Genomic DNA, 13,811 nt, shown 5'->3' on the forward strand with positions numbered 1-13,811 from the left:
CCGTTTTCCGTTTCTGTGAAGAAGACCCTGAGCGATAGTTCAGGGTCTTTTCGTTTTCAATGAAAACGGTTTACAGGCGCGTAACAAATAGAGTGCACCGGATTAAACATATTGTTTAACCTGGCTGATTCCATTCAGAAAAAATCAGGGAATGAAACATGATAATGGCATACGTTTCGTCAGAAGAAACAACAGATGCCATTCAAATGCTTTCATCCGTTGTCACCAGAAAACGAAACATGCCGAAGTGGTTTGAAACAGGAGAACAGGATAATCTAAAAAGGCCTGATCCATTCTGCTCGCAAATGAGCTTCCTGTGGCTTTTCAATTGCCGTATCGATCTGTTTTAACAGTTTTTCCTTGTCCTTGTTCAGGACACCACGAAGAACCAGCTGGTTGGACGCGTGATCGCTTCTGAAAATAGTCGACTTCAGCTCAAGCGCGTCAATGAATTGCCGTACTTCCTTAAAACGCTCATATTGCGACATCCTGATGAATTGTCCCTCATATCCCTTCTGGTAACGATCTTCACCGTGCGGAAGATTCAGGACAAGTGTCGCCAGAAATTCCGGCTGGGTCTTGTTTGCCAGAAGCGCCGAATTCAGGGCATGCTGTTCCGAGAAACGGGTGCCTCCGGCGCCATTGATGATCATGACGGAACGCTTGATGCCGGCATCGGCGAGCCGGTTCAATGAATCGACGACGGAGTCGTGGGTATCTCCCTTGTTGATGCTTTTCAATACGAAATCGTCTCCGGATTCTGCGCCGACATAGACCAGTTTCAGTCCTGCATCATACAAGGCTTTGAGGTCGGCGTCGGATTTATTGGAAACATTACGGGGCGAACAATATGACGCCACCCGCGTAACATTCGGCAGATATTCACGAATGGCGTTCAGGATATTCAAAAGCCTTCTGGGTGACAGGGAAATCACGTCTCCGTCAGCCAGAAAAACCCGTTGTATGCCGGAATAATTCCGGCTGAACCATTCGATTTCTTTTATAACGTCTTCTTCCGGTTTGACGGAAAAACGTTTTTGCGGCTGGGTGTACATGTCGCAATACGTGCATTTGTTCCAGCTGCATCCATTCGTCACCTGAAGAATCAGCGAATTGGCTTCACTGGGTGGGCGAAAGACAGGGTCGACGTAACTGACTGGAGCGTATGGCATGTGAGGAAGAAAGAATGGTTAAAGGATATATTCTAGCATTGCGAAATGCGTTTTGAATCAGGAAGAAACAGGGGCAAAAAAGGCGAATCATTCGCCTTTTTTGCTTGGTTGCCCGCTTATTGTTTTCTTCCCCTGAATACGGCGCACTGATGGAAAGCTTCCAGTGTAACCGGTGATTCTGTACTGATGCAAAGGCGACTCGTCAGCTTGAGCAGTTCCTTGATGTCACGACCGCTGGAATTCGGGAAATCACGTACCAGCTTTTCAATCAGGTCGTCGGATAGTTCGACCTGGAACTGGCTGGACAAGGATTTCCAGAGCTTGACGGCATCTTCACGTGACGGCGTTTCGTAGCGGATAACGGCGATGCACCGCGACAGAATGGCATCGTCGACGTCATCGACCCGGTTGGTCGTCATGAACAGGAGACCGTCGAAATATTCCAGTGTCCTCAGAAATTCGGCGACAATCGCGTTATGCTGCAAATCATTATCGCGCCTGCGGATATAAACGTCGGCTTCGTCCAGAAGCAGGATGGCATCCCAACGGGCGGCACGACGCAAAATATCGGAAAGAGCTGCTTCCACGCTGACAGCAGACGTTCCCAATTGACCGGAATGAACACGGTAAAGCGGTTTGCCGACGACTTCGGAATACACTTCTGCCGTCAGGGTCTTGCCGAGTCCGGCTGCGCCCATACACAGAATAGTCGTTCCTCCGGACTTCCCTTCGATAATATCGTCCATCAAAACATCGTTATGCGAGGTCAGGATATCGATCAGTGTCCGGTGTTCCGGTGGAAGGACCAGTTTCGTCCGCAATTCGGGCTTGTACTGATATTCTTCCAGATTCTGGACGTGCACCCATATATTCTGGTGCAGTTCCAGATGAAACATATACAGATAGCAATGGAGTGGAATCTTGTTGAAGTCATTGTCGAAACAACTGCGACGATCCGAATTGGTTTCGATGCGACGTTCCAGCATTTCCTCGTCATTGACGCATTTGACTGTCGTTCCCGGCAAAATCCGCAACAGTTCGAGATTGTAATTGACCTTGTTTTCATTATGTATAAGAAAACAGGAATTGCGTGCCAGAAACTGTTTTCCGTAAAAAGGCTGGAAAGTCCGGAAACGTTCTGATTGCAGTTCGTATTCAGCCTTGAATTCGGGACATTCCTTGTAAAATCCTTTTCTGGCCAGCAGGTCGGGAATCGGCATTCCGCCCATTTCACGCTGGTAAAACAGGATGCTGTTTGTCATCCCGCTACGCCATTGGTCGGGTGCATTGTCACTGCTCCGTGTGGCGGCCCAGACGGTATTGGCAAGCAGCTGGACGCTAACAAAGGGACGACCTTCCCGTGGCTGGACATATTCGATGCCATCAATCAGCCAGGGCAAAAGGACACCATCTTTATTGCGGCGGTAAATCCACCCGTCGATTGCGTTGGCGCTGAAATAAGCCACCAGCGCCGGAACGAGATTTTCCAGTTGCGCCACGACAAGATCATGTCCCGGAGCTTCCCGTACATTTTTCAATGCGATCAATTGAAAAATGAGGGCGCGATCATTGTCTTTTTCAGCCAGTTTCCAGAGTTCATCCAGCGCCGTCTGATCGAAAACGCCGTCGGGAATCAGGATTCTGCCATTGGTCAGGCCATGCGCAGACAGGCGTTTTGCCAGGGGCGTTTCATCGCCAACCCTGGCAAGAAGATTGTTCACCTGCGTTACGGAAAGCTCGAATTCCATGCTCACTCCTAAGAATACAGTGATGGGCTTTGTTTTGGAATGGAAAATGTTCTGCAAAGATGATGGGTACAACCATCTTCAGACAATTAAAGTTTCTATCTTATCACGATTGAAACCCGATGGATCGGAATGAAACATCGGGATGTCGGCATTGTCAAAATTAAAGTTGGGACCGGACTTTGTCAACGGAAATTTTCAGGGCGCCTGACAAGTTGGCAATGGCTTCGTCTCTCGACAAATTGGTTCTGAAATTCAGCATTTTTTCCGCTTTTTCAATAGACAGGGGCCAGTCGTCCGTCAAAAAGGCGCTTCCACCCCAATCGGCTGCATCAATGGCATTGACTTTCGCTTTTGGATTGGCGAGGTCGATAATCAGTTGTGCCACATCTTCCCATGTCAGATAGATACTTGCCGTGTTGAAAAGTTCGCCTTTTACGTCGCTTGAAAAAAGCGCCTGTATAAAAGAAACGAAATCATCGAGTTGCAGGAAACTGCCACCGCTTTTTGCCGGAACGTCAATGCTTCCCTTTTCAATTGCGTCACGAATCATGGCACGAATGTTCCTGCCGCCGATGACATCGCCGTAGGCATACCAGACCATGAGATTATTGACTTTCAGGCCATGCTGGAAAGCATAGATTTTCGTGAGTTCTTCCGTCATCAGTTTTGCGAGCGCGTAAACCGGATTTCTGGATTGTTCGACCAGATGGGCCTGACTTTCTACGACCGGGTTGGAAAGCGGTTTTCCGTAGGATACGGCTGTTGTCGTATTGACGACGTATTCGACACCGTTTGCGATGGCAGCATCCAGAAGATACTGATAGCCTTTCACGTCGATATCGAGCAGGTCGGGAAGATTGTCGGAAAAGCTCCATGCAAGATGAATAATGGCGTCGATGCTGCCATCAATGGCAGATTCCACAAATGCCTTGTCGGCCAGATCGCCGCAACAGGTTTCCATTCCGGCATTGGCAAATTGCGCGAGACCGTCCTTGTCCTTGTCCAGAACACGAATGGCATTTCCTGCTTCGACCAGTTTGCGAATGATGTGCGGACCCATATTTCCGCAGCCGCCGGTAACGAGAATCTTCATGGTTTTCCTTTTTGTCGACTTTATAAAGTGCCGTATCAAATGATGTTTTCAATCGGGACGTGTGCAGACGCAAATATCTTTAACGGCATTAACTTCCCATTTTAAAGGAAGAATCAGGCCGTTTGAAAGCCTCTGGTTTTTCTGTTAATCGTATTATCCTGTCACAAGACTTTTCCCGGCATCCGGGTACTTGTTCAGGCTGTTAAAAGAAAGTCGTAAACCGGTTTGAGCAATGTAAAGTTTTCGCCCAGTTTCGATGCCAGATCCTCTGCAAAGAGCCATGGAAAATCGACGCTGTTGTGTACGAAAAAGATATTGCGGCGTTCAAGCCAGTTTTGTTTCTCTAACGGCTGGTCACGATAATGGATTTTTTTGAATGTTTCTCCTTCCATTTCAAAAACAGACTGGTTCGTGAACGCGGACTGGGCATGCAGGAATGAAAGACTGTCGTCAAGAATTTTTTCACGAATGGCACGCATTTTTTCCGTGCTGGCCTGATAAAAGCCGCAACCATAGCGAAAACGATAAGGTGAAAATTCCAGGAAAAATCCGGGATGGCTTTCCTTGCCGATTTTCGGACGCTGGAAACCGCACCACATCACGTCACGATAAAGCGACTTGTCTCGGGAAAAACGAGTATCCCTGTAAATCCGTGAAATGGTTTTGTCCACTCTGGGATTTGTTTCGAAATGAGGATCGATATCCAGCATGACTGGAGTGAGCGCTTCCACCAGTTCTGTCAAAGGTTCGAGAACATCGCTTGTGTAGGCTGGTCTGTTTTCATGAAACCAGTCTTTGCTGTTCTCTTGCCTGTTTTCAATGAGAAAGTTCAATGTGTTTTCAGTGATTGGCATATTTAACACAGTGTTTAAGGAAAAAATTGCAATCGGGGAACAAATTATTCAAAAAAGGGATAAGATGACTAATCATTGCCAAAAAGTAATTTTATTTCAATAACTGACCCGACCTGTTCGCAGAGAGGTTTTCGATCGAGACGCCAAGTCTTCCAAAATGAGCCGTACGTCTGAAAATAGTTTCATTTCGAATCTATTTGATGGAGTTGCGACGATTGTTGCAGATTCGAAATTGACGTTAATAAATGCCAACGATGCATTTTGCATCGGTTTTGGCATTTCCGCTGATGCTATTTCCAGAGAGAAATATGCCCTGACCGATTTGCTTGATGACGATTCATCTTCCCGGCTTTGCGAGTCTATATCATCCAGTCCTGTTTCATCCCAGTGTAACCGTGTTTTATTGAGAAAAGAGGAAAACCATCGTCCTTTTCATGTAACCGCCGTCAGGGTTGAAGAGCCTCTTCATGAAAACCGTTTTGCCGTTTACCAACTTGTGTTTTCCGATCAGACGGAAATTCTGGAATTGAAGCAACTGATCGCATTCGAGAAACAAAAGCTGGATATTCTTACCGGTCTGTCGGAAGACATCAGTTTTGAATACGATTTCGCTACCGATACAGTTTGGTTTGCCGACAAGTACAAAACGGTTTTCGGCAGTAATCCGGTGATTGAACGCTTCCGTGAGAGACTTTCCGGTAACGAATTCATCGACAGCCTGACGAATGTATTCCGTAACCAGTTCATTGACATGCTCTCCTCATCGGGTGAAACCAGCCAGTCACGTGTGGATACCGTCAGCAATGAATACAAATGGTTTTCCCTGTACTGCATGCAGATAAACGGGGAAAAAGGTGAGCCAGTCAAGGCTTTGGGCATTATCCGCGACATCGACAGGCAAAAGAAAGAGCAATTGCAATTGTTCGATAAATCCCGCGTCGATTCCATGACCGGACTTCTGAACAAGTCGACGACGGAAGAGTCCGTCAAAACGGCGATCGCGACAGCCACATCCGACAGTATTGGCGTGTTGATGATGATCGATATCGACCTGTTCAAAAACGTGAACGACACACTGGGACATTTGGCCGGTGACGAAGTCATTATGCAGATCGCACGGCAGTTAAGAAGAACTTTCCGGGAAAATGATTTTATCGGCAGAGTCGGAGGCGATGAATTCATCGTCTATATGCAGGACGTGAAAGATACTGTATTCGTATATGAAAAAGCCAAAGCTTTATGCGAATCGGTCGAGCAGATGTTTGAAAATCATCAGCAGAATTACACCATTACCATCAGTATTGGCATTTCGAACACCGAACAGGCCAACACATATAATGAGCTTTACCGGCAGGCGGACGTTGCCTTGTATAACGCAAAGGCAAATGGCAGAAACCAGAGTGTTTTTTACGGACAGGAACTGAATTCTGAAGATACACCTGTACGAAATGCCGCTTCAATGACAATCGGTGCCGCTCGTGAAGGCATACTGGTCGATATTATCGATATCCTGTTCAGCACGCCGGACATCCGGCAGGGTATTGAAAAAGTACTGGAATTCATCGGAAATGCATTCAATATCGGCAAGATCCGGGTGGTGGAAAAATCGCTTGATCTGATGACCTTGAGTGTCACGCATGAATGGGCTGCTCATAAGGAATGGCTTAACAAGGAGCTATACCAGAACTTTTCGCCAGATGAAATACATTTGCCGGTTGCACAGGATGCCAACGGGATTTATTACTGCAGCGATACCACACTTCTGACGCAGCAGGAAAAGGCGTTTTTCAAAGGCGACCCCGTTATTTCCCATCTTCAATGCAATATCGTGCAGGATGGAAAAATCATTGGTTATATCAGCTTTGAAGAAAGAAACAGGAAACGTATCTGGACACAGCAGGAAATCGATGCACTGATTCTGATGTCGAAACTGATCGGCGAAAGTATCAGGCAACAGCAGTCCCTGAGTCTTTTGCATCACAGTTATTCATCCACACGCAGTATCCTGAATGGTATCCATGGCATTTACATTTATGTTGTCGACGAAAACAGGAATATCCTGTATTACAACGACAACGCTGCACGAAGCTATCCTGACCTGAAACCGGGAACGAAATGTTTCAAGGTTTTCAAGAACCGGTTGCATCCATGTGAAACGTGCCCTGAAAAAATCCTCAAGGAAAAAGGGCAATTCAGTACAGTTCTGTTCGATACGCCTTTCGGTCCATGCATGAATGTTTCCGCTTCCCGGGTTTTGTGGGAAAACCGGGAATGGGCATATATCGTTCTGTTTTCCGAACATACCGCATCGCCAAAAGAGCAGGAGCAGCAAAGGAAAAAAGCGACCTATATTGCCGCTTTGTGCAATACCTGCGATCACATTGTAGACATCGATCTGAATGCCGATTCTTATGAAATTCTGGCCAATTCAGAAAAGTTCAACAATTACGAAATGCCGGAAATGAGGGATTATCAGCAGTCTCTCGAATTCATCTGTGAAAATCATATCAAGGCGTCCCATCGTCCGGTTTTTCTGGAGAAATTCAGCCTGCCTGAAATGAAAAAAGCCTTTGCCGAGGGAGTAGGCAATATCAGTCTGGAATATGAACTGCTTTCGGAAAAGAGTGATGTTCCTGTCTGGAAAGAACGAACGGCCTTTTTGCATAAACTTGAGGATGGCTCGGAACATATACTTTTTTATGTCTGGGACATTACGGAAAAGAAACTGGAAGAAGCACGCAGAAAAGAGGAAGAAAACAATTTCATTCTTGCACTTCAAAGCAATTATTCGGAGATATTTCATATTAATCTGGACAAGGGACTGATTTCACCGCTGTATTACAACAGTGACCAGATTCCGATTGCCGATTCGATGAACTATATGGATTATGTTCATCAGCGTGGGATGAACAGGCTGCATCCTGATTATGTTCAGAAGACGTTCGACTTTTACGAGCTCGATCGGGTTCGCAAATTATGTGCGGCAGGGGAAGCAAGCGAACTGGAATATCTGAAAAGACAGGTTGAAGGTGGTGGCTACCAATGGGTAGTCGCGACTATCCGCCCTGTAGAGGGTAATGGACAGAAGGCTCTTTTGTTATTGCGTGATGTGACTGACCTGAAACAGATGGAAAAAACAGTCCGGGGGCTTGAAATGCGATACAACGCCCTTTTCCGTCTGTCTTACGATATTTCGACTGAAGTCAATCTTGAAACGGCGCAATATTCCAGAACGTTTTTCCTGCTGGAAAAAACAGATTCTTTCGAAGAAGGGAAATATGACGAGGATTTCACGAGATTCCTCGATCTGGTTCATCCAAACGACAGGCAAGCGGTCAATGAATCTCGCAGTATCGATGCACTTCGTCGTTTGTACAGGAATGGGGAAGGCGATAATCTTTGCCAGTACAGGATTTTGTTCAACGACGAATATATCTGGATGTTCAGCCGTGTTCTGTTCCTGAAAGAAGACGATGTGGTGACGGCCTTTGTGCTGGCAAGAAATATAACCGCCCAGAAGAAGATCGAAGAAGAGCGCAATATAGAAACACAACGCTTCAATCTGGCGATCCGTAATACATATAACGAAATTTATGAAGTCGATCTGGTAAACAATACCTGCAAACTGACTTATTCCAACAGCCAGAATTTGATGTCGCTTCCGGAAGAAGACAGTCTGGATAAATTTGCCGATCGTTTCGTCCATCCCGATGACAGGCCGTTTTTCAAAAACTCGATTGTCGGAGACAATTTGAGCAAGGAGTTCGCTTCCGGAAAGAACGAGATTCATGGCGATTACCGTCGTCTGGGATATGACGGGCAGTGGTATTGGGTCTCTGCCATCATTGTTCCGGAATACAACAGCTATGACAGTTCTCCGAACAGAGGTTTGTGTTTCATTCGGGACATTTCCGAAAAGAAGAAACAGGAGCAGCAATTACGCATCAATGAGCAATATGATCACGCACTTCGGCAGATTTATGATGAATTGTATGAAATCAATGTGGTCACTGATTCTTACCGCATTGTGTATCATGTGGAAGGGAAATATAAGACACCGGCCATATCGGGAGAGCTGACAAGTGCCGTTCACAATATCGCAAGGGACATGATTCATCCTGAGGATGCAAACCGTTTCCTGGAATTTTTCGATATCGACAATATGCGCCGAAGTTTCAGTGAAGGACTGGATTACCGGATTGCCGAGTTCAGAAAACTTTTGCAGGATGGAAGCTGGCGCTGGGCTTCCCTGACTGTCTTTCCGCTTTCGGGAGATGCGGGCAGTGATGAAATGTATCTCGTTTTCATCATGGATATAGATGCACGCAAGCAGGTGGAAGAAATCGCGCTTCAGAATGCATTTCTGGAAAAGCAGCGTTTTGCCGACGAGCGTTACAAGACGATTGTGGAACAGACGAATACACTGGTTTTCGAATGGGTCGTCGATACGAACGAACGTTATATTTCCCAGGAAATACCGAAGCGTTTTGCCGGCAATTATGACGATCGTGACATCATGTGGATCTGGCGTGACGATCATGTCATCCATCCTGACGACATGATTCTCTTTGAACAATTTCTCAAGGGAATAAGGAAACAGAACCATGTTGAAATGGTCGCCCGTTACAAAAAACGGGATGGCAGTTATGCATGGAACAGGGTGACCTTGTCGTGCCTGTATGCTCAGGATGGCAAGCCTCATCGTTATATCGGAACCATCAATGATGTCGATAACGCAACCCGTTCGGTACAAACCCTGAAATACCGGGCCGAATACGATGTCCTGACTGGCATATATAACATGCAGGCTTTTTACGACAGGGCGTCATCAATGATGAGAAACAATCCGGAACGCCAGTATTATATAGTGCGTCTGGATATCGATCGTTTCAAGGTGATCAACGATCTGTACGGTCTTGAAGAGGGCGACCGTCTCCTCAAAACGATTGCGGGTCTTTTGAGCGACCGGATGAAAGAAAATGCCGCATATGGCAGAATCAGTGGCGATATTTTCTGTGCCTGTGTGGCCTACTCCCGGGAAGAAATCATCCATTTTGTACAGGATGTGGCAGCAAGGCTTGCCGAATATCCTCTGGCCAGCAAGATCATTCCATCCTTCGGTATTTGCAAGGTCGATAATGTCCAGACGCCGATCAATGTGTTGTGCGACTGGGCGAATCTGGCATTGAAGACGGTAAAAGGCAGTTTTTATCCGATTTACGCTTTTTACGATGAAACCTTGCGTCACCAGATCCTTTCGGAAAAGAAAATTGAAAGTGAAATGGATCTGGCCTTGCTGAGAAAAGAATTCCTGATGTATTTGCAGCCCAAGGTCGATATTGCCACGTCGAAAATCATAGGAGCTGAAGGGCTCGTTCGCTGGAATCATCCGGAAGAAGGCCTGATTCCACCGGATCGCTTCGTTCCCCTTTTCGAAAAAAACGGATTCATTATCCAGATGGATGAATACATCTGGGAACAGGCCTGTATCTGCCTGAAACGCTGGGTCGATATGGGACTGGAACCGGTTCCAGTTTCCGTCAATGTTTCGCGAATGCATATCCACGATAACAAGCTGAACGAAAAACTGCTTGAGTTGATCAGGAAGTATGATTTGCCTCCTGAGTTACTTGAACTGGAACTGACGGAAAGTATCTTCTTTGAAAACGAGGAATTGCTTGTCGGGACAATACGAAAACTTCAACAGGATGGCTTCAGCATTTCACTGGACGATTTCGGCGCGGGATATTCCTCGCTGAATATGTTGAAAGACCTTTCAATCGAAACGATCAAGCTCGATCGCGGATTTTTCAATGAAGTGATTGTCACGCCAAGAGGGAAGACCGTCGTCGCGCACACCATTTCACTGGCGAAAGCACTGAATATCAATATCATTGCAGAAGGTGTCGAAAATCAGGAACAGGCTGAATTCCTTCTCAATGCCGGTTGTCCATTCGCGCAGGGATACTACTATTCCATGCCGGTACCGATTGGTAAATTCGAGGAACTGGCTTTCAGACAACAATACTTGTTGCATTGAATGCCTGATAAGGCATCGTTAAAAAGCTTCTGATAATGTCAGGAGTTTTTTTATTTGCTTTCCTGCTGGCAAATTCAACCATAAAACAGCATTGATCATTTTCAGTATTGTTCTTTTTCAGGAATACCCGTAAAACATTTTGAAAGGATATTCGTTCGTCGAATTCCTCAAGATCGCTTCTGTGCATAAGAAATACACTTTTTGTCACCTTTTTCATATTTCAGGGAGACAAAATGGCATCCAGAACAATTCGAGAGGTCACTTTCGATCTGTTGCGGGAACTGGAGTTGACGACGATATTCGGTAATCCCGGTTCTACTGAAGAAACCTTTCTCAAAGACTTTCCAAACGATTTCCGCTATATCCAGACACTTCATGAATCTTCTGCCGTCGGCGCAGCAGATGGCTTTGCACAGGCGACACGCAAACCGGCACTTGTAAACGTTCATACATCCGCAGGACTGTCCAATTCGATGAGCAATATCATGACCGCCGCGATGAACAAGACGCCATTGATTATTACGGCCGGTAACCAGACGCGTGAAATGTTGTTGATGGAGCCCTGGCTGATGAATGTCGAGCCGACCATTCTGCCAAGACCGTGGGTGAAATGGAGTTATCAGCCTGTTCGCGCGGAAGACCTCCCCGCTGCATTCATGCGTGCTTACGCTATGGCGCTGCAACCACCGGCCGGCCCTGTATTCCTGTCGATTCCTCTGGACGATTGCGACAAACCGGCTACAGGCCCTGCTGTAGTGCGTTCTGTCGCGAGAAGAATCGGTCCTGATCCGGATGAAATTTCGGCCTTTGCTGATGCATTGTCGTCCGCAAAAAATCCGGCACTGATTTATGGTTCAGGCATAGCGCGTGGAGAAGGTTGGGATACCGGTATCAAACTGGCAGAAAAACTGAATGTCAAAGTCTGGGCGGCTCCCGCATCCGAGCGCACTCCTTTCCCTGAGACCCATCCGCTTTACGCTGGTGGTTTGCCTTTTGCGATCGCTCCGTTATCGAAGAAGCTGGAGGGACACGATCTTGCCATTGTGATTGGCGCGCCGGTATTCCGCTATTATCCGTATATCGCCGGTCAATACATTCCGGACGGATTACGCTTGCTGCACATTACGGACGATCCTGCCGAAGCGGGACGGGCGCCGGTTGGCGACAGCCTTTTGAGCGATCCGGTACTTGCACTGGAAGAATTGCTGGCAAGAGTGAAACCACGCAAGGCCGCTCCAGCCGGCATCGCCAGACAGGAACATCGGATGGCACCGTATCCGGCAGCAAAAACACCGGAGAAAAAACCGGATGGCCCGATATCCTCTCTGGAATTATTTCTGACCCTGCGTGCCTCCACGCCTGAGGATACTATCCTCGTTGAAGAATCTCCTTCCAACCTTGGAGAGCTGCATACGGCCTGGCCCATCGACAAACCCGATTCATTCTACACCTTTGCCAGTGGCAGTCTTGGCTGGAACCTGCCTGCCAGTATCGGCATTGCGATGGCTGAACGCGATAGTGGCAGAAACCGCCCTGTTGTCGTTGTTATCGGGGACGGCTCTCTCCAATATTCGATTCAGGGGCTCTGGACAGCGGTACAGCACAAGTTGCCGATTCTGTTTGTTGTGGCCCGCAACGGTGAATATGCGATTCTGAAATCCTTTGCAGAACTTGAAAACTCTCCGGGTGTGCCCGGACTGGATTTGCCGGGCCTGGATATCGTGTCTCTTGCGAAAGGGTATGGATGCATTGCCGAAAAAGTGGAAACGCCGGATGCGATTCGCAAAGTGTGTTCCGAAGCCTTTTCCCGCGATGTGCCGACAGTGATCGAAGTGCCTGTCATTCCAACGGTTCCGCCTCTGTTGTAGAGTCTGCCGATTTGATGACAGGCGACAGGATCGATGTGTTTTCAGATTGACATCGATCCTGTCTATTTCTGACACGTTGGGAGGATTCGTATGCTGGAAACGATTGTTACCGCATTATTGCCGATTGTCGTGACCCTTTTGCTGGGTTATTTTGCCGGTTTGAGGCATGACTTCAGTCAGGATCAGGCGTCCGTCCTGAACCGGATGGTCATGCTGTATGCTTTGCCATTACTGCTTTTTACCGGCATATTGAGTACGCCACTTTCCGAGATTTCGAAAAGCATGGATGTTTTTCTGTGGATCTCCGTCGGTATGGTAGGGGGATTCATACTTGTCTTCCTTATTTCCCGGTTTATCTTCAAATCGGATTCGAAAGTGGCGGCATTGCGGGCGATTGCCATTGCCGGGCCTGCCGTTCCATTTGTGGGAACTCCGGTTCTGGGCGTGCTTTTTCCCATTGACGCCGATCTGGCCATTGCCGCAGGCAGTATTCTGATGAACCTGATTCAGGTGCCGCTAGCGCTGGTTTTTCTGGTAGGCAATGGAGGGACGGCAGGAGAAAAAAAATCACCTCTGCAAATTGCTTTTGGAAGTATTAAAAATGCTGTTTTGCAACCGGTTGTGTGGGCACCGATTCTGGCTTTTGTCCTTTTGCTTATCGGGCTCGATATGCCGAAATTTTTGAAAGGCTCATTCATGCTGCTGGGACAGGCGACCGGAGGTGTGGCACTGTTTGCTGTCGGTGCTGTTCTGTTTGCACAAAAGGTGAGCGTTTCCCGTGAAGTCATTATCAACGTGCTTTCCAAGAACATCGTTTTGCCCGCGATTATATTGTGTGCCATGTTCCTTCTGGGATTGCCAGCAGCGGATAACGGTCTTGTTTCGGTGACTCTGGCGATTCCGACCGCGTCGATTGCCGTGATTTTTGCCGTCGAGTACAAGACAGCGGAACAGGAAATGGCATCAACGCTATTCTGGAGTACCATTCTGTCCGTGATTACGATGGGAGGCTTTATCTGGATAACGGGCTGATCGT

Annotated in this window: 7 protein-coding genes; 3 read left to right on the plus strand and 4 right to left on the minus strand. The window is 47.3% G+C overall.

The genetic code is table 11. The features are described from left to right. Window positions 1-275: 275 nt before the first annotated feature. The 4 genes from BRW83_RS03120 to BRW83_RS03135 form a co-directional block, all read right to left on the minus strand. On the minus strand, window positions 276-1,172 hold the full coding sequence (locus BRW83_RS03120) for a radical SAM protein (RefSeq protein ID WP_005881625.1): 897 nt from the start codon (window positions 1,170-1,172) through the stop codon (window positions 276-278). Window positions 1,173-1,288: 116 nt separating this feature from the next. Continuing rightward, the gene (locus tag BRW83_RS03125) at window positions 1,289-2,920 is read right to left on the minus strand and encodes an AAA family ATPase (protein ID WP_005881623.1); all 1,632 of its coding nucleotides are present in this window, start codon (window positions 2,918-2,920) and stop codon (window positions 1,289-1,291) included. A 160-nt stretch (window positions 2,921-3,080) separates the two neighbouring features. After that, a complete protein-coding gene (locus BRW83_RS03130) occupies window positions 3,081-4,013 on the minus strand; it encodes an NAD-dependent epimerase/dehydratase family protein (RefSeq protein ID WP_005881621.1) in 933 nt (310 codons plus the stop codon). Window positions 4,014-4,207: 194 nt separating this feature from the next. Next, window positions 4,208-4,846: a DUF2461 domain-containing protein gene (locus BRW83_RS03135; RefSeq protein WP_050757743.1), complete on the minus strand. Its 639-nt coding sequence runs from the start codon at window positions 4,844-4,846 to the stop codon at window positions 4,208-4,210. 178 nt (window positions 4,847-5,024) lie between these two features. On the opposite strand from BRW83_RS03135, the gene BRW83_RS03140 reads away from it, so the two are divergent. From BRW83_RS03140 to BRW83_RS03155, 3 genes are all read left to right on the plus strand, one after another. After that, window positions 5,025-10,907, plus strand: a complete 5,883-nt coding sequence (locus tag BRW83_RS03140) for a diguanylate cyclase domain-containing protein (RefSeq protein ID WP_005881617.1) — start codon at window positions 5,025-5,027, stop codon at window positions 10,905-10,907. A 233-nt stretch (window positions 10,908-11,140) separates the two neighbouring features. Continuing rightward, on the plus strand, window positions 11,141-12,775 hold the full coding sequence (mdlC, locus tag BRW83_RS03150) for a benzoylformate decarboxylase (protein WP_005881615.1): 1,635 nt from the start codon (window positions 11,141-11,143) through the stop codon (window positions 12,773-12,775). Between the two features lie 90 nt (window positions 12,776-12,865). Beyond that, complete coding sequence (locus BRW83_RS03155) at window positions 12,866-13,807, plus strand: AEC family transporter (protein ID WP_005881613.1); 942 nt, start codon at window positions 12,866-12,868, stop codon at window positions 13,805-13,807. Window positions 13,808-13,811: the final 4 nt, after the last annotated feature.

Origin of the sequence: Oxalobacter formigenes, assembly GCF_002127965.1 — a bacterium.
Lineage (GTDB): Bacteria > Pseudomonadota > Gammaproteobacteria > Burkholderiales > Burkholderiaceae_D > Oxalobacter > Oxalobacter formigenes.

Bases quoted from the DNA above. Each gene is read 5' to 3' on its own strand.
- BRW83_RS03125 (WP_005881623.1), bottom strand. From the start codon at position 2,920: ATGGAATTCGAGCTTTCCGTAACGCAGGTGAACAATCTTCTTGCCAGG.
- mdlC (WP_005881615.1), top strand. From the start codon at position 11,141: ATGGCATCCAGAACAATTCGAGAGGTCACTTTCGATCTGTTGCGGGAA.
- BRW83_RS03140 (WP_005881617.1), top strand. From the start codon at position 5,025: ATGAGCCGTACGTCTGAAAATAGTTTCATTTCGAATCTATTTGATGGA.
- BRW83_RS03155 (WP_005881613.1), top strand. From the start codon at position 12,866: ATGCTGGAAACGATTGTTACCGCATTATTGCCGATTGTCGTGACCCTT.
- BRW83_RS03120 (WP_005881625.1), bottom strand. From the start codon at position 1,172: ATGCCATACGCTCCAGTCAGTTACGTCGACCCTGTCTTTCGCCCACCC.
- BRW83_RS03130 (WP_005881621.1), bottom strand. From the start codon at position 4,013: ATGAAGATTCTCGTTACCGGCGGCTGCGGAAATATGGGTCCGCACATC.